Annotated in this window: 21 protein-coding genes; 8 read left to right on the top strand and 13 right to left on the bottom strand. The window is 73.1% G+C overall.

The genetic code is table 11. The features are described 5' to 3' along the window. Position 1: 1 nt before the first annotated feature. From ACWEVO_RS03370 to ACWEVO_RS03355, 4 genes are read right to left on the bottom strand one after another with little or no spacing between them, the layout of a single operon-like run. A complete protein-coding gene (locus tag ACWEVO_RS03370) occupies positions 2-601 on the bottom strand; it encodes a hypothetical protein (protein WP_452305960.1) in 600 nt (199 codons plus the stop codon). 4 nt (positions 602-605) lie between these two features. Next, positions 606-962: a YbaB/EbfC family nucleoid-associated protein gene (locus ACWEVO_RS03365; RefSeq protein ID WP_123238894.1), complete on the bottom strand. Its 357-nt coding sequence runs from the start codon at positions 960-962 to the stop codon at positions 606-608. Between the two features lie 9 nt (positions 963-971). Further along, the gene (locus ACWEVO_RS03360; protein ID WP_452305959.1) at positions 972-1,898 is read right to left on the bottom strand and encodes a WXG100 family type VII secretion target; all 927 of its coding nucleotides are present in this window, start codon (positions 1,896-1,898) and stop codon (positions 972-974) included. 9 nt (positions 1,899-1,907) lie between these two features. After that, on the bottom strand, positions 1,908-2,228 hold the full coding sequence (locus ACWEVO_RS03355) for a type VII secretion target (protein ID WP_452305958.1): 321 nt from the start codon (positions 2,226-2,228) through the stop codon (positions 1,908-1,910). A 157-nt stretch (positions 2,229-2,385) separates the two neighbouring features. Between ACWEVO_RS03355 and ACWEVO_RS03350 the strand changes: the two genes are divergently transcribed. The 3 genes from ACWEVO_RS03350 (at position 2,386) to ACWEVO_RS03340 (ending at position 4,875) form a co-directional block, all read left to right on the top strand. Beyond that, on the top strand, positions 2,386-3,273 hold the full coding sequence (locus ACWEVO_RS03350; RefSeq protein ID WP_452305957.1) for an ABC transporter ATP-binding protein: 888 nt from the start codon (positions 2,386-2,388) through the stop codon (positions 3,271-3,273). A 10-nt stretch (positions 3,274-3,283) separates the two neighbouring features. Then, positions 3,284-4,021: an ABC transporter permease gene (locus tag ACWEVO_RS03345; RefSeq protein ID WP_452305956.1), complete on the top strand. Its 738-nt coding sequence runs from the start codon at positions 3,284-3,286 to the stop codon at positions 4,019-4,021. Positions 4,022-4,116: 95 nt separating this feature from the next. Next, complete coding sequence (locus ACWEVO_RS03340; RefSeq protein WP_452305955.1) at positions 4,117-4,875, top strand: VOC family protein; 759 nt, start codon at positions 4,117-4,119, stop codon at positions 4,873-4,875. A gap of 107 nt (positions 4,876-4,982) precedes the next feature. Here ACWEVO_RS03340 and ACWEVO_RS03335 read toward each other — a convergent pair whose 3' ends face one another. The 3 genes from ACWEVO_RS03335 to ACWEVO_RS03325 form a co-directional block, all read right to left on the bottom strand. After that, entirely contained in the window at positions 4,983-5,762 is a 780-nt protein-coding gene (locus ACWEVO_RS03335; RefSeq protein ID WP_452305954.1) for an ABC transporter ATP-binding protein, read from the bottom strand. Further along, positions 5,759-6,790 (bottom strand): FecCD family ABC transporter permease, encoded by a 1,032-nt coding sequence (locus ACWEVO_RS03330; protein WP_452305976.1) that lies wholly within the window; start codon positions 6,788-6,790, stop codon positions 5,759-5,761. Before ACWEVO_RS03330 ends, ACWEVO_RS03335 begins: the two co-directional genes overlap by 4 nt. Positions 6,791-7,082: 292 nt before the next feature. Further along, positions 7,083-8,273: a D-alanyl-D-alanine carboxypeptidase family protein gene (locus tag ACWEVO_RS03325; protein ID WP_452305953.1), complete on the bottom strand. Its 1,191-nt coding sequence runs from the start codon at positions 8,271-8,273 to the stop codon at positions 7,083-7,085. A 766-nt stretch (positions 8,274-9,039) separates the two neighbouring features. Between ACWEVO_RS03325 and ACWEVO_RS03320 the strand changes: the two genes are divergently transcribed. Both ACWEVO_RS03320 and ACWEVO_RS03315 read left to right on the top strand, forming a co-directional pair. Beyond that, a complete protein-coding gene (locus tag ACWEVO_RS03320; protein WP_452305952.1) occupies positions 9,040-10,500 on the top strand; it encodes an AAA family ATPase in 1,461 nt (486 codons plus the stop codon). Positions 10,501-10,523: 23 nt separating this feature from the next. Next, positions 10,524-12,341 carry an acyl-CoA dehydrogenase gene (locus tag ACWEVO_RS03315; protein WP_452305951.1) on the top strand — a complete coding sequence of 606 codons (1,818 nt, stop codon included), beginning with the start codon at positions 10,524-10,526 and terminating at the stop codon, positions 12,339-12,341. Positions 12,342-12,456: 115 nt separating this feature from the next. On the opposite strand, the gene ACWEVO_RS03310 is transcribed toward ACWEVO_RS03315, so the two are convergent. Together ACWEVO_RS03310 and ACWEVO_RS03305 are read right to left on the bottom strand one after the other, a co-directional pair. After that, positions 12,457-13,230 (bottom strand): maleylpyruvate isomerase N-terminal domain-containing protein, encoded by a 774-nt coding sequence (locus ACWEVO_RS03310; RefSeq protein ID WP_452305950.1) that lies wholly within the window; start codon positions 13,228-13,230, stop codon positions 12,457-12,459. 267 nt (positions 13,231-13,497) lie between these two features. After that, positions 13,498-13,860 carry a winged helix-turn-helix transcriptional regulator gene (locus ACWEVO_RS03305; RefSeq protein WP_452305949.1) on the bottom strand — a complete coding sequence of 121 codons (363 nt, stop codon included), beginning with the start codon at positions 13,858-13,860 and terminating at the stop codon, positions 13,498-13,500. A 209-nt stretch (positions 13,861-14,069) separates the two neighbouring features. Between ACWEVO_RS03305 and ACWEVO_RS03300 the strand changes: the two genes are divergently transcribed. Next, entirely contained in the window at positions 14,070-14,381 is a 312-nt protein-coding gene (locus ACWEVO_RS03300) for an EthD family reductase (protein ID WP_452305948.1), read from the top strand. Between the two features lie 59 nt (positions 14,382-14,440). Here ACWEVO_RS03300 and ACWEVO_RS03295 read toward each other — a convergent pair whose 3' ends face one another. Continuing rightward, entirely contained in the window at positions 14,441-14,953 is a 513-nt protein-coding gene (locus tag ACWEVO_RS03295) for a DinB family protein (RefSeq protein WP_452305947.1), read from the bottom strand. A 172-nt stretch (positions 14,954-15,125) separates the two neighbouring features. Here ACWEVO_RS03295 and ACWEVO_RS03290 point away from each other — a divergent pair, with 172 nt between their 5' ends. Beyond that, on the top strand, positions 15,126-15,725 hold the full coding sequence (locus tag ACWEVO_RS03290; protein ID WP_452305946.1) for a DinB family protein: 600 nt from the start codon (positions 15,126-15,128) through the stop codon (positions 15,723-15,725). Here the strand turns inward: ACWEVO_RS03290 and ACWEVO_RS03285 are convergent. Both ACWEVO_RS03285 and ACWEVO_RS03280 read right to left on the bottom strand, forming a co-directional pair. Beyond that, complete coding sequence (locus ACWEVO_RS03285; RefSeq protein WP_452305945.1) at positions 15,718-16,806, bottom strand: winged helix DNA-binding domain-containing protein; 1,089 nt, start codon at positions 16,804-16,806, stop codon at positions 15,718-15,720. The two genes, ACWEVO_RS03290 and ACWEVO_RS03285, sit on opposite strands and share 8 nt — an antisense overlap. 22 nt (positions 16,807-16,828) lie before the next feature. Beyond that, positions 16,829-17,353 carry a VOC family protein gene (locus ACWEVO_RS03280; RefSeq protein WP_452305944.1) on the bottom strand — a complete coding sequence of 175 codons (525 nt, stop codon included), beginning with the start codon at positions 17,351-17,353 and terminating at the stop codon, positions 16,829-16,831. 90 nt (positions 17,354-17,443) lie between these two features. Between ACWEVO_RS03280 and ACWEVO_RS03275 the strand changes: the two genes are divergently transcribed. Continuing rightward, the gene (locus tag ACWEVO_RS03275; protein WP_452305943.1) at positions 17,444-18,421 is read left to right on the top strand and encodes a helix-turn-helix transcriptional regulator; all 978 of its coding nucleotides are present in this window, start codon (positions 17,444-17,446) and stop codon (positions 18,419-18,421) included. On the opposite strand, the gene ACWEVO_RS03270 is transcribed toward ACWEVO_RS03275, so the two are convergent. Then, a partial coding sequence (locus tag ACWEVO_RS03270) for an AMP-binding protein (protein WP_452305942.1) occupies positions 18,413-19,555 on the bottom strand: 1,143 nt, incomplete at its 5' end. The genes ACWEVO_RS03275 and ACWEVO_RS03270 overlap by 9 nt on opposite strands.

Raw genomic sequence — 19,555 nt, 5'->3', positions numbered from 1 at the left:
GTCAGCCGGAGAGGGCGGCGGCGACGGCGCGCAGCGGCGCGCCCGACTCGGCGATCGGCACCGTGAAGGCCAGCCAGGAGCCGTCGGTGAAGTCGATCCGGAGCCGCTTGGGGTTGAGCCGGTGCCAGCCCACCCGGGCGGACGCCACCTCGGCCCGGGCCGCCGCCCAGGCGACCCGGGTCTCGGCCAGCGACCGCTCGTCATCCTCCCGGTTGGACAGCAGCTTCACCGCGCCGGTGACACAGACCAGCAACCGCCGGTCGGTGACCGCGAGCAGCGTGTGCCGCAGCCGCCCGTCCGGTCGGGCCGGGTTGACCGCCCGGTGCAGCCGGGAGGCGGCCGAGCCGGGGGCGCCCCGGCCGGCGATCCCCCAGCCGATCAGGTCGACCAGCCGGTCACCCCGGTCCCAGGTGGCCAGCGGGACGAGCAGGTTGAGCAGCACCGAGGTGACGGTCGCCCGGCCGGGGGCGGCGGTCGCCGCCTCGTCCGGCGGCGGTGGGGGCGTGACGCCGCCGCCGACCTCCGTCTGCGCGTACGCCAGCACCTGCTCGCCCGGCTCGCCGAGCTGGCCGATCCGGTCCCGGTAACTCGTGCCGTCCATCGGCTCAGTATCGGTCGTAGCCGTAGTCGTCGTCGGTGCGGCGCTCCGCGGCCGGCGCGTTGCCCATCACCTCGCCGACGATCTCCCGGACCCGGGCGGCGGCGGCCTCCTGGGCGCGGTTCGCCGCGGCGGTGAACTCCTCGGCCAGGGTGTACGAGTCGAACCGCATGGCCCGCGCGTTGATTTCGGTGGAGAGGATCTTGCCGTCGGCGGCGGCCGTCACCGTGACCAGGCCGGAGTCGCTCACCCCCTCGGCGCTGCTCTGCTCCAGCTCGGCCATCCGCGCGCCGAGCTCGCGCTGCCACCCGTCCAGGTTGCGGGCCAGCGCCTCGATCCGGTCCAGGGCGGGGAAGGACGTCATGGCTGCCTCTCAGTTCACGATCGAGTCGAAGACGTTCTGCACGCCCCGGGTGTACGGGCCCAGGTCCTCCTTGTACGTGCCGTCGACCAGGTAGTTGCGGTCCTTGTGGCCGTCGGAGACGTCGTACAGGCCGACCCCGGTGTCCAGCAGGGCGCCACCGATGCCCGGCACGTTCACCGGCGACACCTTGTTGATCACGTACTTGCCGGGGAACAGGAGGGCGGTCCGCTTGAGCTTGAACTGCAACGCCTCCTTGGTGTAGCCGGACTTGTTCCACGCCCGGTACGCCTTCTTGGCCTTGCGCAGCTCCATCACGGTCTTGCGGTACTTGGTGAGCAGCTGGGCGACCTTCTCCAGCTTGGTCACCAGCTTGGTGAGGATCTCGGCGAACCGGGCCACGATCTTGACCATCCGGCCGACCGTGGTGGCGAGCCGGGCCAGCACCCGGACCACCGTGGCGGCCAGCGAGATCCCCGCGCTGAGGAAGGCGGCCACCGCGGCGATGATCACCTCGGTGAGGAACCAGAGCAGGAACTCCAGGATCAGCTCGACCAGCAGGTTGAACGCGTCGACCGCCGCGTTCGCCGCGTCGACCAGCACCTCCTTGGTGCCGTCCAGCCCCTTGGCCAGCTCCTCGATGGCCTCCTCGACCTGCTCCATCGAGGCGTGGAACTTCTCCGCCGCGTCGCCGTCCCAGGCGCCGCGCAGCCGGGCCCGGTCGGCGATCTGCTCCCCGGCGATCTGCCGGACCGCCTCCCCCGTGGTCAGCGCGAGCTGGGCCGCCTGCATCAGGTCGTCCGGTTCCCCGGCCACCAGCTCCAGCAGCTCGTTGAACGGCCAGAGCACCGCCTGGGAAAGCGGCTTGAACGGGTCCGGCGTGCCGGACACGATCTGCTCGAAGTAGGTCTTGTTGCGCTGCAGTGCCTCGGTGCTCATGCGTCCCCCTCAGGCGCCCGGCGCGAACAGGTCGTTGTTCCCCACGTCGGTGCCGGTGTAGGCGTCGGCGGTGTCGTCGATCCCCTCGGCGATGTCGGCCATCACCTCGGCGCCCTCCGCCAGCCCGGTCAGGCACGCCTCGAACTGCTCGGCGTACGCGGCCGCGAGACTGAACGACGCCGGCATGACGCCGAAGGCGTGCCGGGGCACGTGCCCGTCGTTGAAGACCCGGTGCAGCTCGTGGAACCGGGCCGCCCGGTCCCGCGAGGCGGCGGCGAAGGCGGTCAACGCCTCCGGTTGCACGTCCAGGTTCCTGCTCGGACTTGTCACGGGACCCTCCCCAGTGTCCAGTCGACAGCCGCACGCCCCCGTGTGACGCGGGCGACGGGTTACCACAGTAGGCGATCGCCACCGCCGCACGGGCCCGCGGGGTTGGCGCGGACCCGCTAAACAGGAACCGGGACCGCAACCCCACGAAGGAGCCTCGATGATCCTGGCCCGCGCCGACCAGGTCAGCCGCCGGTACGGCAACGTGCTGGCCCTGGACCGGGTCGACCTCACCGTCCGCGCTGGCGAGCTGGTCGGCCTGCTCGGCCCGAACGGCGCCGGCAAGAGCACCCTGATCAACCTGCTGGTCGGGCTGCGCCGGCCCACCGCCGGCCGGGTGGAGCTCTTCGGCGGCGACCCGCGCGACGCGGCCAGCCGGCGGCACCTCGGGGTCACCCCGCAGGAGACCGGCCTGCCCGGCACGCTGCGGGTGGGCGAGGTGGTCGACTTCGTCTCCGCGCACTTCCCCGACCCGGTGCCCCGGGCCGAGCTGCTCGACCGGTTCGGCCTCGCCGACGAGGTACGCCGGCAGACCGGCGGCCTCTCCGGCGGGCAGCGCCGACGGCTCGCGGTGGCCCTCGCCTTCGTCGGCCGGCCCCGGCTGGTGGTCCTCGACGAGCCCACCACCGGGCTGGACGTGGAGGCCCGGCGCTCCCTGTGGGAGGGGATCCGGGCCTTCCACGCCGAGGGCGGCGCGGTCCTGCTGAGCAGCCACTACCTGGAGGAGGTGGAGGCGCTGGCGCAGCGGGTGGTGGTGATCGGCCACGGCCGGGTCCTCGCCGACGACACGGTGGACGCGATCCGGGGCATCGTCGGCGTACGCCGGGTCAGCCTGATCGCGGACGACCTGCCGCCGCTGCCCGGCGTGGTCGCCACGGAGCACGCCGAGGGGCGTACCCATCTGCTCACCACCGACGCCGACCAGCTCGTCCGCGACCTGGTCCGGGCCGGGGTGGCGTTCCGGGAGCTGGAGGTGCGGCCCACCTCGCTGGAGGAGGCGTTCCTCACCATCACCGCCGACGACCGGCCGACGGCCGTCACCGCCTAGGAGCCGTCCGATGCCGCTCGCCCTGGTCCACGCCAAGTACCAGCTGCTGGAGATCATCCGGATCCCGGTCGCGGTGTTCGGCGCCGCGTTCTTCCCGGCCGCGTCGATGATCTTCTTCGTGGTGCCGTTCACCGGCGACGACGCCCGGGGCGCCACCTTCGCCACCGCGTCGATGGTCACCTTCTCCGTGCTGACCGCGAACATCTTCCAGTACGGTGCCGGCGTCGCCGAGGACCGGGTGCAGCCGTGGAGCCCCTACACCCGTACGCTCCCGGCCGGCCCGGTGCCGCGCTTCGCCGGGCGGATCCTGGCCGGCCTGGTGCTGACGTACGTGTCGATGCTGCCCGTGGTGGTGATCGCCGCCGTGGCGACCGCCGCCGCGATCACGCCGGTGGACTTCCTGGTCGCCATCGGGACGGTCGCGGTGATCTCCGTGCCGTTCACCCTGCTTGGCCTGGCCATCGGCTACTCGATGCCGAGCAAGGCGGCGATCGTGGTCGCACAGCTGATCTTCTTCCCGCTGGCCTTCGGTGGCGGCCTGCTCTCCGGCCCGAACGACGCGCCCGGCTTCATCCGGGCCATCGCCCCCTACCTGCCCACCCGGGGCGCCGTGGAGCTGATGTGGGCGGCCGCCACCGACTGGCGACCGGACCCGCTCGCCCTGGCGATGCTGGGCGTCTGGGTGGTGCTGCTCGCGGCCATCGCCGCGTGGGCGTACCGGCGGGACGAGGGGCGCCGCTTCACCTGAGAAAATGTCCGATTACGGCCCGGCGGCCGACGGGACGGTGCCACGATTCCGGCAGGGGGTGCCCACCGGGCCGCCCACCGGCGAGAGGGGTCAACGTGAACGGCGTCGAGCCCGGCACGCCCTGCTGGGCCGACCTGGCCACCCCGGGGCTGGCGGACGCCAAGCGGTTCTACCCGCAGCTCTTCGGCTGGACCGGACGGGTCTCCCCGGACCCGGCGGCCGGTGGCTACACGGTCTTCCTGAAGGACGGCAAGGCGGTCGCAGCGGCCGGCCCGCCGGCCAGCCCCGACCAGGTGCCGATCTGGTCGACGTACGTGGCGACCGACGACGCGGATCTGGTGGCCACCCGGGTCGAGGCGGCCGGCGGCCAGGTGGTGGTCGCCCCGTTCGACGTCTTCGACCAGGGCCGGATGGCGGTCCTCGCCGACCCGGCGGGCGCGGTGTTCAGCGTCTGGCAGCCGATGGCGATGCGCGGGGCCGAGCTGTTCAACGTGCCCGGGTCACTGTGCTGGAACGAGCTGATCACCCCCGACCCGGAGCGGGCGAAGGAGTTCTACGCGCTGGTCTTCGGCTGGCACCCGGAGGAGCGCCCGACCGGCCCGGTCACCTACACCGGCTGGCGCTGCGGCGCCCGGATCGTCGCTGGCATGATGCCGCAGCTGGAGCCGCTGCCGGAGGACCTGCCGGCGTACTGGTCGGTGTTCTTCGCGGTGGCGGACGCCGACGACGCCGCCGCCCGCGCCAGCGAACTCGGCGGCACCGTCCTCGTGCCGCCCCGGGACAACCCGGCCGGCCGTAGCACCGCCCTCCGCGACCCCCAGGGCGCCCTGTTCCACGTCACCGCCCTCCGCTGACGCGCCGCCGCCCCGAGCACCCATCGGCGGTCGCCCGCCGCCGCCGGGCGCCGGTGTTGAAAGGGGGCCCTTTCGCTACCGGAGGCGTTAACCGGGGGCCCTCCCTTTCACCTTGGGCGGACGGGGACGACGAGGGGGCCGTGGTCGCCCTGGACGACGCGGACGTGGGCCCGGTAGTGCCGGGACAGCAGCTCCTCGGTGAGCACCTCCGGCGGCGGGCCGGCGGCGGCGACCCGGCCGTCGGCCAGCAGCACCAGGCGGTCGGCGTACTCCCCGGCGACGGAGAGGTCGTGCATGGTGGCCAGCACGGTCAGGTCATGCTCGCGGCGCAGCTGGTCGACCAGTTCCAGCACCTCCTGCTGGTGGCCGATGTCCAGCGCGCTGGTCGGCTCGTCCAGCAGCAGCAGGGTGGCGCCCTGGGCCAGCGCGCGGGCCAGGAAGACGCGCTGCCGCTCGCCGCCGGAGAGGGTGGCCAGCTCCCGGCGGCCGAACTCCACCAGATCGAGCCGGTCCAGCACCTCGTGCACCGCGGCCAGGTCCGCCGCCGACTCCCGCCCGAGCGCCGGGATGTACGGGGTGCGCCCGAGCAGCACGTAGTCGAGGACCGACATGCCGGCCGGCACCACCGGGGACTGGGCCACCGTGGCGACGACCCGGGCCCGGTCCCGGCGGCGCAGGGACTGGATCGGCGTACCGAAGAGGGAGACCGTGCCCGGCGCGGCGAGCAGGCCGCCGACGGCGCGCAGCAGGGTGGACTTGCCGGCGCCGTTCGGGCCGATCACGGTCACCCACTCGCCCACCGCGACGGTCAGGTCCACGCCGGCCAGGATCGGCCTGCCACCCAGGTCGACGCGCAGGTCCCGCACCTCGACGGCCGTCCCGCTCATGTGAACACCCGGCGGGAGGTACGCAGGACCAGGACGAAGAACGGGCCGCCGAGCAGCGCGGTGACCACGCCGATCGGGATCTCGGCCGGGGCGGCGGCGGTCCGGGCGATCACGTCGGTCAGCGCCAGGAACGCCCCGCCGAAGAGCATCGACAGCGGCAGGATCACCCGGTAGCTGGATCCGGCGAGCAGCCGGACGGTGTGCGGCACGATGATGCCGACGAAGCCGATCAGGCCCGAGGCGGAGACCGCGGCGGCGGTGCCCAGCGAGGCGGCGGCGATCAGCAGGTAGCGGGAGCGCTGCGGATGCAGGCCGAGGCTGGTCGCCTCGTCGTCGCCGACGGAGAGCACGTCCAGCTCCCGCCGGTGCAACAGCACCACCACCGAGGTGAGCACGAAGTAGGGCAGGACCAGCCGGACGTCGTGCCAGCCGGCGGTGGCCAGCCGGCCGAGCAGCCAGGAGTAGACCTGCTGGATGCTCTCGGAGTGCCGTTGCAGCAGGTACGTCTGCCCGGCGGCGAGGAACGCCGAGACCGCCACCCCGGCCAGGATCAGCGTGGCCGGGGACCGGTCCCGCCCGCCGGCGGCGCCGAGACCGTACGTCATGGCGACCGCGCCGAGCGACCCGACGAACGCGGCGAGCGGGATGGTGACCGGCATCCCGGTGATCGCGCCGCCCGCCCCGGCACCGAGCGCGATGACCGCGGTGACCGCGAGGCCGGCGCCGGCCGCCACCCCGAGCAGGTACGGGTCCGCCAGCGGATTGCGGAAGACGCCCTGATAGCAGCCGCCGGCCAGGGCGAGCAGCCCGCCGACGAGCAGGCCGAGCACGACCCGGGGCAGGCGCAGCTCGGTGACGATGGCGATCTCTCGCTCGGTGAGCCCGCTGCTCAGGTGCACCCCGGGCAGCAGGTTGAGCAGTTCGGCCGCGACGCTGCCGGGGGGCAGGCTGACCGGGCCGAGTGACACCCCGGCGACGAGCGCGACCAGCACGGCGGCGATGCCGGCGAGCAGCCAGCGGGTCCGCAGTCCCGCCGGCCGGACCGTCGCACCCGGTCCCGGCGGGGGGCCGGGGCCCCCCCCCCCCCGCCCGCGGGGGGGGCGTTCCCCCACCGCCCCCCCCCACCCCCCCCCCCTGTGGGGGCCTGTTTGTGGGCCGGGGTCCCCCCTACCCCACGCCCTGCCGCATCCGGAGGCCAGCTGCGCTGCCCCGTGAGCCGGAACCGCGACCTGCCGCATTCCGGAGGCGTCAGGGGGCGGTGCCCGGTGAGCCGGAAACCGCGACCTGCCGCCTGCCGGAGGCGTCAGATCGCGGCGAGCGCTACGGGCGGCGGGTCAGGCGCCACCACAGCGACGGCTCGGCGGTGGCGGTGTCGGCGCGGAGCGGGACCCGCCGGCCCGCCGCCTCGACCGAGCCGACCTCCTGACCGGCGCTGACCCGGGCGCCGGGGGCGTCGGTCACGACCCGGACCGGCACCGCCAGGCCCGGCCAGCCGACGACCTTCAGCGCCTCGGCCGGGCTCACCGCGGCGGTGGCGCGCCACGCGGTCCGCACCTCACCGGCCCGGGCGGCGGCGAGCAACGTGTACTCCTTGACGGTGCGGCGCACCGCCACGAGCAGCCGGCGGACCACCGTGTTGACCGCGGCGAGCTGCTCGGGAGTGTTGGCGCCGGGCTGGTTGAACACCGCGCCGACCACGATCAACGTACGCGTGCCCACCTTCAGCCGGGCGGCGAAGACGAGGTTGCCGCCCGCCTCGTCCGTGGAGCCGGTCTTGATGCCGAACACGCCCTCGACACCGAGCAGGTCGTTGTAGTTCTTGATCCGTCCGGCGACGGGGATGGTGGCTTCGCGCAGCTCGACAATGGCGGCGAAGACCGGCATCTTGAGCGCGGCCCGGGCGAGGATGACCTGGTCGGCCGCCGTGCTGACGGTGCTCGGCAGGAAGCCGCTCGGGTCGGTGTAGCGGGTGTCCTTGAGGCCCAACTCGTCGGCGGCGGCGTTCATCTTGTCGACGAAGGCCGCCTCGCTGCCGGCATCCCAGACCGCGAGCTGGTGCGCGATGTTGTTCGCCGAGGGCAGCATGAGGGCTTCCAGCGCGTCCCGCTCGGTGAGCCGTTCCCCGGCGACGACCGGCACCAACGACTGCCCGCTGGGAATCCGGGCGTGGTAGTCGGCCACGTCCGCGGCCGTCACGGTCAGGGTCGGGCCCTCGTCCTCCCCGCTCAGCGGGTGCTCCTTGAGGATCACGTACGCGGTCATCACCTTGGCCACGCTGCCGATCGGCTCGGCCCCGCCGCCGCCCGACCCGCCGAGCCGGCCCAGTCCCTCGATCATCAGCTCCGCCGAACCGCGCCGCGGCCAGGGCAGGGCCGGCAGCTCACCGGGGACGCGCAGGGTGGCGGCGATCGACGTGGTGACGGTCGCGGCGGGAAGCTCCCGGGTGAGCTGCACCGCGCCACCCGAGCCGAGCAGAGCGACCAGAACGAGGAGCACGACGAGCGGGAGCATCCGGCGGCGTTTCTTCGCCGGGCCGGCAGCCTGGCCCCGGTCGGCGGCGGGGAGGTAGGGCCCGGCGGCTCGGTCGTCGGCGGGATGGCCGGTCCCCGGCGCGCCCGCCTGACCAGCGGCGGGGTGACGCCCGACGGCACCCGCGACCGGCGTCGCGCGACCAGCCGCGGGAGGGTGGCCGCCCCACGGACCGGGTGGCGGCGGTACGGCCGGGCGGCCGTACACGTGGCCGCCGGCCCTCGCCGGGTCATCCGGGCCCGGGTTCGGTGGGCCGTCCGGCCGGCGGCCGTAGACGGCGCCGGACGGTTGTGGTGCGGCGGGAGATTCCCGCCGATCGATGCCGCCGGCCATCGGCCGGTCGCGGCCCTCGCCGTCGGCCGGCCACCTCGCCTGCGACATGCGTGCGCCCCTCTCCCCGACCCCCATGGAAACGCCAGGGAAGAACCTAACAACCGAGCGCTCCGCGGCTGACCCCGGCCGCAATTTCCGCCGAACGCCGACCGCTTCCGGGCCGCTGGTGCGGCATATGCCCGCCTTCCTGCCGCAAGGGGCCAGGGCGATGGCGGAGACCACGGTGTGGGTGCGCCGGCCGTCTGGACAGGCCCGGAGTGCCGGCGGGAGGCCGTCGGGGGACCGCCGTGCGGCTCGCCGCTGCCTGCGAGGAACCAGCGCCCGGCGCCTGGCCGGCGGGGCGATGCGGTGGCAGCGGCCGTGGGGCGGTGTCAGACTCGGCAACGGGGACCGCCGCAGCGAGGGACGTGAACGCATGGGGTACGAGGTCAGGCCGGACCAGGAGACGATCACGCTGCTCGGCGCCCGGGTCACCGTCGTGGACGCCGCCGCGCTGCTCACCGCCGCCGAAGCCGGTCCGGTCGAGCTGCTGGCCGGCACCGACTTCCCGGCCCCGGTCCGCGAGGTGCGCAGCACCGTCCGCGCCGCCGACGGGGTGCACCGCTTCGAGGCGTACCTGCGGGTGGACGGGCCGGGCTCGACGGTCGGGCTGCTCGCCCTCGGCCTGGCCGGGCCGGTCGGGCTGCTGCTGGCCCAACGACTCGCCGCGCGTACCGGGGACGGGCTGGCCGCCGGGGTCGGCCGGATGGCGGCCGAGGCCGGCCGGCGGCTGGGGCTGCGACCCGCGGACACCGCGCTCGCCGACCCGCCCCGCGACCGCGCCGGCCAGGACGTGCTGCGCACCGCCGAGGAGCTGGGGCTGCGCCCGAAGGTCAGCCAGGACGGCGGCGCGCTGACCGTCCGCACCGCCATACCCAGTGCCGAGGTCACCCCGGCGCACCTGCACGCCGTGCTGGGGCTGGTGCTCCAGACCGTCCGCGAGCTGGCCGGCGACACCCCGGAGCCGAGCGTGCTGCGCGGGCGGACGTACACGGTGGGCCGGTCCGTGGCCACCGCGGCGCCGGCCCGCAGCACGGCGGTGACCCTCGACCAGGTCGGCGGCCTGGCCGACGTGGTCGCCCGGTTCCGCGAGGTCGCGGTGTCGTTCCGGCACCCGCAGGTGATGGCCCGCTGGGGCGCGCGGCGGCCGCAGGGCATCCTGCTGTACGGCCCGCCGGGCACCGGCAAGACCATGCTGGCCCGGGCACTGGCCAACGAGATCGGCGCGGACTTCGTGGAGATCCGCACCCCGGAGATCCTGGACAAGTACCTCGGCGGCTCGGAACGCAACATCAAGCGGATCTTTCGGGAGGCTCGCGGCTACCGGCGGCCCACCGTGATGCTCTTCGACGAGTTCGACAGCATCATCAGCTACGCCGGAGCGGGCGGGGACGCCGCCAGCCAGGCGGTCAACGCGGTCGCCGGCATCTTCAAGCAGGAGATGAACACCCTGTTCGAGGAGAACCCGGACGTGATCGTGGTGGCCACCACCAACTTCCCGCAGCGGGTGGACGCCTCGCTGATCCGCTCCGGCCGCTTCGACCTCAAGATCGCCATCCCGGCCCCGGACGAGACCGGCCGCGCCGAGATCATCACCAAGATGATCCGCGAGCTGATCGACCGGCACGAGCAGCCCGGCTTCCGGATGTTCGCCGCCGACGTCGACCCGGTGGCGCTGGCCGCCGACACCCCCGGGCTCACCGGCGCCGACCTGCGCGAGGTGCTGCGCCGGGTGCAACTCGCCAAGGCGATGCGGGAGGCCACGGTGGGTGCGCCGGCCGCCCCGATCAGCCAGGATGACCTTCGGGAGGCCGTCGCGGGGCTGCGCCGCGGCTGACGACGGCCCACGGAAGGAGCACCGTGTCGTCGTCCACCCTGCTGTCCCGCCGCGACCTGGCGTTCCTGCTGCACGACTGGCTGGACGTCACCCGGCTGACCGAGCGGCCCCGCTACGCCGAGCACTCCCGGGACACCTTCGATGCAGTGCTGGACCTCTCCGCCCAGGTCGCCGCCGAGCACTTCGCCACCCACAACAAGGCCGCCGACGCCACCGAACCCACCTTCGACGGCCGCCGGGTGCACACCATCCCGCAGGTCAAGGCCGCCCTTGACGGGTTCGCCCAGACCGGGCTGCTGGCCGCCACCATGGACGAGTCGGTCGGCGGGATGCAGCTGCCGCACGCGGTGGCCGCCGCCTGCTTCGCCTGGTTCCAGGCCGCCAACATCGCCACCGCCGCGTACCCGTTCCTCACCCTCGGCAACGCCAACCTGCTGCTCACCCACGGCAGCGCCGAGCAGATCGACACCTGGGTCAAGCCGATGGTCGAGGGCCGCTTCTTCGGCACCATGTGCCTCTCCGAGCCGCAGGCCGGCAGCTCCCTCGCCGACATCACCACCCGCGCCGAACCCCAGGACGACGGCACCTACCGGCTCACCGGCACCAAGATGTGGATCTCCGGCGGGGAGCACGAGCTGGCCGAGAACATCGTCCACCTGGTTCTCGCCCGGATCCCCGGTGGCCCGGCCGGGGTGAAGGGCATCTCGCTGTTCATCGTGCCGAAGGTGCTCCTCGACGACGACGGGAAGCTCGGCGCGCGCAACGACGTGGTCCTGGTCGGCCTCAACCACAAGATGGGCTACCGGGGCACCACCAACACCCTGCTCAACTTCGGCGAGGGCGTCCACCGCCCGTACGGGCGGGCCGGGGCGGTCGGCTACCTGGTGGGGGAGCCGCACCAGGGGCTCGCGCAGATGTTCCACATGATGAACGAGGCCCGCATCGGCGTCGGGGCCGGCGCCACCGCCCTCGGCTACACCGGCTACCTCAAGTCCCTCGCGTACGCCCGGCAGCGCCCGCAGGGCCGGCCGGTCGCCGACAAGGACCCCACCGCGCCCCAGGTGCCGATCATCGCGCACCCCGACGTACGCCGGATGCTGCTCGCGCAGAAGAGCTACGTCGAGGGCGCGCTCGCCCTGATCCTCTACTGCGGACGGCTGCTAGACGAGGAGAAGACCGCCCCCGCCGAGGCCGACCGGAACCGGGCGCACCTGCTGCTGGACCTGCTCACCCCGATCGCCAAGAGCTGGCCGTCGCAGTGGTGCCTGGCCGCCAACGACCTGGCCATCCAGGTGCACGGCGGGTACGGCTACACCCGCGACTACGACGTCGAGCAGCACTGGCGGGACAACCGGCTCAACCCGATCCACGAGGGGACCCACGGCATCCAGGCCCTCGATCTGCTGGGCCGGAAGGTCACCATGCGGGGTGGGGCGGGGCTGGAACTGCTGCTGGAGACGATCCGGGCGACAGTGAGCCGAGCGTGGAAGGCGGACGGGTTCGCCGCCGAGCTGGCCGGCCCGCTCGGGGCCGCGGTCGACCGGATCGCGGTGGTGACGCGGCGGTTGTGGGAGACGGGGGACGCGGAGCTTGCCCTGGCGAACGCCTCGGTCTACCTGGAGGCGGTCGGGCATGTGGTGATCGCGTGGATGTGGTTGGAGCAGGTGCTTGCCGGGGAGGCGCTGGGGTCGCCGGAGGGGGCCGAGGGGGAGTTCCTGGCGGGGAAGCGGCAGGCGGCGCGGTACTTCTTCCGGTACGAGCTGCCGAAGACGGGGGCGCAGTTCGACCTGCTGGAGAGCCTGGACCGGACCACGCTGGACACCCGGGAGAGCTGGTACTGACTGGTCAGCACGGTGCCGCCTGCCGTTATCGGCCGCGAGGCCCTGCGCTGACCCGGTCCCAGTGGCGCCCGCAGGAGCGCGCGCACAACCGACAGATGCGCCACAAGTGAACGTTTTACGCGTTCGGGTCCCAGTCTGCGAGCTGCTCCATCGGCTCGGTGTCGCCGGTGGTCTCCAGGCCGTCGAGCGGGCGGCGCTCGTAGAAGTAGAGGACCAGTTCGCTCGCTGCGCCTCGCATCGCCATGTCGCCCGGCTCCGCGTCGGCGGCGAGGTCGTCGCAGCGGACGCCGTCGGCGTTGAGGGTCAGGCGCCAGGAGCGGCCCTCGGTCGTGTGCAGGTCGATGGTCGCCGGCTTGAACGGCCAGGGGACGGTCGTCGCCGCGACGGTCGTCAGGAACTCGTCGACGCCCTCGACCGCGACGTCCGTCGGCAGGGGCTGTGCGGCCCCCTGGGTGAGCTGGGCGTCGTAGGTGTGGACGGCGATCTCCTGGATCTGGTGCCGGGCCACGGCTCCGCTGGTCTCCGGGGCCTGCGAGCGGCCCCACCAGGTCCAGCAGCCGCGGTCCGGGCCGGCCTCGCGCATCGCGTCGAGCATGAGCTCGATCGACTCGGCGAGCCAGGCGTCCAGGGCTTCGCGGTCGCGGGGCGCGGTCGGGGCGCCCTTCGGGTCCGTCCTCGCCGGGGGCTCGGCGCCCGGGCCCGCCGCGATGATGGCGGCCTGGCGGCGGCGGCCGTCGCCGAGGTGCTGCGCCAGTTCGCGCAGCGTCCAGTCGGGGCAGGTCGGGACCTGGACGTCAAGGTCGGGGGCGGACGCGATCGCGGCGCGGAACGCGGCCGAGCGGTCTTCGATCAGCCGCAGGACCTCGGGGAACTCCAAAATATCTTGCACCTCGGTTGTGTATCACTGCGCTCTGGCCGCCGGGTAGCGAATTTGTCGGACGAACGCGTCGACAGCCCGGCGGAGCGCCGGGTCGTCGCCTCCGCCATCGGCAGGTTCTTGGCGAAGGTACGGAGCAGGCCGATGGGTGGCTGCCCGGGCGGCATCATCGCGGCGAGCTGGGCCGCCACGTCTGCCGTGAAGGGCGGTTCCGGTGGAGTTGTCCGTGCCATGACGCCTCCCTCAACGCGCATTCCGAGTGACGCCAGCGCTTCGATGCTAGAAGCGCTGGCGGCCCTCTTCGGAATCGGCGGCGGAGAGGGTCGCGGCCCACTCTGCGGACCACCGGACGAGCGGGCGCAGCGCGCGGTGGACGCCGTGGCCCAGCTCGGTGAGGGCGTAGGTGGTGTCCGGATGCTGCTCGACGAGGGCGGCGTCGAGCAGCTCGGTCAGCCGTTGTCGCAGCACGCTGGAGGACATGTTGTCGCAGCGCTCCTGCAATGCACGGAACCCGACCGGCCCGTGTTGCAGTTCCCAGACGATCCGCAGGTTCCACCTACGGCCGAACAGGTCGAGGGCGGCCATCAGCGGCCGGCCGGTGCTCGACCCTCGGACCGCCCGTCCCGGCCTGGGTGCCGCCATCCGTCGTTCCGTCCCCTCTTGCGGCTTCGATATCCGACACACTAACGTGCGCCCCAACGATTCGATTTTCGAAGCGCTCTGGGAGGGGCTTGGTGAGGCGATCACTACCGGGTTGTGCGACCGGCTGGGCATCAAAGGTGGTGGCGGTATGGCGACGACCCGAGATCTCCGGGGATGTTGTGGTCGCTCGTCGCTGAACGGAGGTAGTCATGCACAAGCTGATGGTCCTGTATCCCGAGCCCGCTGATCCCGACCACTTCCGCGACTACTACGTAACCCACCACCTCCCGCTGGTCACGCGCATGCCGGGCCTGCTCGCATGGCGCTACAGCTTCGAGGTGGCAGCGACGCAGGGACAGACGCCCTACTTCGCGGTCTTCGAAGCCGAGTTCGCTGACGCTGCGGCAATGACCGCGGCGAGGGCGTCGCCGCAGGGCCAGCAGGTGACTGCCGATGTCGCCAATTACGCCACCGGTGGTGCGGTCGTCATCCACTATCCGGTGCAGAACGGCACCTGCTGAGCCTGGCCTTGAAGGCACCGCCGTATCCGGCGGGACTGTCCGGGCCGGACAACCTGACGTCACTCGGAGTTGACCAGCCAGGTCCGACCGTCGATGAGTTCCCGGACCGCATCCAGGTGGCCCGCGTGGCAGGCGGTCTCGGTGATCACGTGCAGGATGACATCGCGCACGCTGCCCAGCCGCCAGTCGCCGAACTGGTCCGGCGGCCACCAGGCCGGGGCGGCGTCCAGCGGGGCGGTGGCGATGACGGCGTTGGCGATTTCGACTTCCTGCCGGTACCGGTCCAGCACCTCGGCGGCCGGCACGTCCGCGTCGACCTGCCAGGCGTCCGCGGTCCGGCTCAGCGCGGCGATGGCCGCCGGTTCGCCGTTGACGACGCAGCGGAACCAGAACCGCTCGACGTCCTCGGTGAGGTGACGCACCAGGCCGAGGCAGCTCCACCCGGACGGGAGCACGGGCCGGCGGAGGGCGGCCTCGTCGAGACCCTCCAGGATGCCCAGCACGTGCCGGCGCTGGCCGTCCAGGTGAGCGATGAGCAGCTCGGTTTCCGTCGGCGCGGTTGATCGGCGCACAGCTTTTTCCTCATGTCGTTACGGCGTCGACGGGTCCCGCGACCGGTCGGCCCTCCGGGTTCGACGCCACACCCTTGACGATCGGTACCGCCGGTTCCGGACAGCCGCCGCGGAAAAGATGCGTGACGGATCAGGGTCGAGCCCGCTGACGGCACATGGCAGGCTCGGGCGCATGATCGATGAATTCGCGAAGGAGTACCTGCACCGCAACCTGCGCAACGTCCGCGAGGCGATGCTGTGGAAGCTCGACGGGTTGTCCGAGTACGACGTCCGCCGCCCGCTCACCGTGACCGGAACCAACCTGCTCGGCCTGGTCAAGCACCTGTCGATCTCGGAGGCCAGGTACTTCGGCCACGTCTTCGACCGGCCGTTCCCCGAGCCCCTGCCGGAGTGGGACGACGCCGACGAGGACGAGACCGACATGTGGGCGAGCGAGCAGGAGACGCGCGCGGAGATCATCGACCGCTACCGTCGTGTCTGGAAGCATTCGGACGCCACGATCAACGCATTGGCCATCGACTCGCCCGGCTACGTGCCCTGGTGGCCGAGCCCCCACGTGATGCTGTTCAACATCCTGGTCCACACACTCGCCGAGACCAGCCGGCACGCCGGCCACGCCGACATCCTGCGCGAACAGCTCGACGGCTCCGCCGGTGCCGTGGCCGAGTATGCGATGAGGCACGACGCGGCATTCTGGGAGACGCGGCGCGCGACGATCGAGCGGGCCGCCACCGCAGCCGCCGCCAAGCCCGACCCGGCCCCAACTAGGTGAATTCGACGCCGGCGAGGGCGACGCCACGGTACGCGGCGAGCCGTTCGGCTTCCTCGACCACAGCCTTGCGTCTGGTGTCGGACAGCTTCCGCCAGGGCTGGACGGCGAGCTTCAACGCCTTGCCGGACTTGCGGGGCCGCCAGGTGCCGACCAGGTCACCGTCGGCCAGGACGGCCCCGGGCCGGCCCAGCACCGGCCACAGTTCCTTGGCGTGGGCCGGCTCCGGCACCAGGGTCTCCCGGTCCTTGGCCTGGAGGAACAGGTCGAACGGGCCGAGCAGCCGGGTCGCCGGGGCGTCGGCCGACGCCAGCGCCGATTCGTCGGCGGCCAGCAGCGAGCGCGCTTCGCCGTCCACCGTCACCTCGACCACGTCCTCCGGCCAGTGTGCCTTGACCTCCTTGACCGGGGCGTCGAGGTAGCCGGCGACGTGTTTGGCGGTGGCCGGGCCGAGCAGCCGCAGGTACGCGCGGATGAGGTCGAACCGGTCGCCCGGGGCAGCCGCCTTCCTGAACCGGGGGATGCGGTGCAGGACCGGCGGCGACGTGTCGAGTCGCAACTCCAGCCCGGCGCGGACGGCGGCCAGCCGGAACGGCATCTCGTAGAGGTGGGTGGTGTTGCAGGGCCGGCAGAAGCGCAGGTACGGCTCGGGCATCACCTCGGCCAGGCGGCCGGAGACGTCTCCCTTGACGGTCGGCTTGGTGACGATGGCGCGCATCTGGGCGGCCACCTCGTCGAGGGCGGCCAGGTTGCCGATGCCGGCCGCCTTCAACGGCTTGGCGGCGTCGTAGATGCGCTTGCCCGCGTCGGCGTCGGAGAACGGCTCGACCGCGGCGGCCACCTCCGGCAGGTCGGCGCGGCGGTAGAGGTGGGGAGCGCCGCGCACGGTCCAGAGCAGGACCAGGTCCTCGCCGGAGAGCGCCGTCACGTCGAGCCCGCGTACGGCCAGCGCCCACCGGCCGCCGTCCGGGCCGGTGTCCTGCGCCCCGATGTCGAGCACGGCGGTGTCCGCGAGCGTCCCCTCGGCCCGGTCGAGCTGCTGGGCCCGTACGCGGAAGTTCATCACCTGACGCCGATCAACCACGCTCCCACCCTAGGCAGAATGGTTAGCGCTCCGCGAGCACCGGGCGGCTGACGACGCTGTCCGTGCGGCCGCTCAGCTCCCGGTCCAGGGTCTCCTGCGCGTCGCGCATCGCCTCGGCGTACCGCGGCTCGGCGAGCCGCCGCATCCCTACCTCGGGTGCGACGTCCTCGACCACGCTGCTGACCCACCAGATGTTGCCGAACGGGTCACGTACCCGGCCGCCCCGCTGACCGAAGGCGTGGGTGGCCGGTGCGGTGACCACGCGGCCCCCCGCGGTGACCGCGCGCTCGAACGTCGCGTCGGCATCGGCGACGAAGACCCGCAGCAGCGACGGCATGGCCGGCCAGTCCGGTTGCTGGTCGAAAGCGAGCAGGATGGTGTCGCCGACGCGGATCTCGGCGTGGCCGATCGTCCCGTCCTCCAGCGGCACCCGCCCCAGCTCGACCCCCTCGAACACCGCGGTGATGAAATCCAGCAACTGCCCGGTGTCCGGCGTGACGATCCACGGCGCGACGGTCGTGTACCCGGCGGGTGCGGTGCTGCTCATGGCGAATCTCCTCGTGTTGTGGCGAACTGTGGTCACGGTAGATCTCGTATAGGTCAGTTCCCGTCCTAGTCGGGCGACAGAATGGCGGTCATGTCCGACGCGCGTGCCCGACTGCTGTCCCTGCTGTCGCTGTTGCAGACCCCTCGGCTGTGGTCGGGAAGCGAGCTGGCGCAGCGGCTCGGCGTGTCCGGCCGAACCGTGCGGCGCGACATCGATCGGCTGCGCGAACTGGGCTATCCCGTGCACGCCGAGCAGGGCAGGCTGGGCGGATACCGGTTGACGGCCGGCGCGGCGATGCCGCCGCTGCTGCTGGAGGACGACGAGGCGATCGCCGTGGCCATCGGGCTGCGTACGGCGGCTTCGCAGCCGGTGGCCGGGGTGGACGAGGCGGCGGTGCGGGCGATGGGCAAGTTGCTTCAGGTCCTGCCGGCCCGCCTGCGCCGCAGGGTCGACACGCTGGCCTCCTCCACTGTGACCCACCCGTACTCGGTTGCCGTGGAGCCGGTGGATCCGGACGCACTGGTCGTGGCCGCCGCGGCGATCGCCAACCAGGAGCGGCTGCGGTTCCGGTACCGCGACGAGGGCCGGCACGTCGAGCCGCGCGCACTGGTGACGGCCGGGCGGCGCTGGTACCTGCTCGCTTTCGACCTTGATCGGGACGACTGGCGGACATTTCGTCTGGATCGGGTCACCAAGGCCGCCGCGACCGGTGCCCGAGCGGTCACGAGGGACGTACCCGGCGGCGACGTCGCCGCCTTCGTCGCCGACCGGACCAGGCAGATGGCCCCGACGTACCCGGCCGACGTCGTCATCCACGCGACGGCCGCCCAGGTGGTGGATCGGCTCGGCGGGCCGCCGCCGGGCACCCTGGCCGACCGGCCGCACGGGACCTGCCGGTGGCTCGCACCGCCGGACACCCTCGAATGGCATGCGCTGCGGCTGGCGTCGATCGGGCTGCCGTTCGACGTCAGCGGACCGGCTGAGCTCGCCGCGTACCTCGGTTCGACAGCCGCGCTGTTCCAGGCCGCCGTCGCGGGACCGGGCCGATCCGGGACGCCGTCACCGTGAGCCCGGCCCCTCGGCGAGCAGCCGGTCGCGGACCTCCCGGCGGAGGATCTTGCCGATCTGGGAGCGGGGCAGGTCCTCGACCACGACGATCCGGCGGGGCACCTTGTAGCCGGCGAGGTGCTGGCGGCAGGCCGACCGGACCGACTCCGGGTCGGCGCCGACGGCCGGGTCGAGGACCACGGCGGCGACCACGTCCTCGCCGCCGGAGGCGGCGGGCAGGCCCACGGCGGCGGCCTCCCGGACACCGGGGATGCGGGCGAGCGCCTCCTCCACCTCGGACGGGTAGACGTTGAACCCGCCGGTGATGATCAGCTCCTTGATCCGGTCGACCACGGTCACGAAGCCGTCGCCGTCCATGGTGACGATGTCGCCGGTACGCAGCCAGCCGCCGGGCAGCAGCACCTTCGAAGTCTCCGCCGGGCGGTTCCAGTAGCCGGTGAACACCTGCGGGCCGCGGACCAGCAGCTCACCGGCCTCGCCCAGGGCGCGGTCGCGGGTCGGGTCCTCGGGGTCGACGATGCGGACCTCGGTGGACGGGAACGGCACGCCGACGGTGCCCGGGCGGCGGGTCGGGGCGACCGGGTTGCCGAGGGTGATGGGAGAGGTCTCGGTCATCCCGTACCCCTCGACGAGCAGGCCGCCGGTCACCGACTCCCAGAGGTCGACGGTGTCCGGCGGCAGCGCCATCGCGCCGGAGATGGCGTACCGGATGGAGGTGAGGTCCACGCCGCGTTCCCGGGCGGCGGTGGCGAGCCGCTGGTAGATGGGCGGGACGGCGGGCAGGAAGGTCGGCGGGCGGCGGCGGGCCGCGTCGAGCACCTGGTCGAGGTCGAAGCGGGGGAAGAGCACCAGGGTGGCCCCGATGCTCACCGCGAAGGTCAGGCAGAGCGTCAGCCCGTACGCGTGGAACAGCGGCAGCACCGCGTACACGGTCTCCTCGCCGTCGCGCAGGCCGGGCACCCAGGCGCGGCCCTGCGCGGCGTTGGCCCGCAGGTTGCGGTGGGTGAGAACGGCGCCCTTCGGGACGCCGGTGGTGCCGCCGGTGTACTGCAGCAGCGCGACGTCCTCGACGCCGGGCGCGGGGTGGTCGGCGGGCAGCGGCGGCGCGGCGGCGACCAGCGCCGACCAGTCGCG

The organism is Micromonospora sp. NPDC003776 (genome assembly GCF_053605645.1).
Note: the sequence above shows the minus strand (reverse complement) of the source record. Positions and strands in the feature narration are given on the sequence as shown.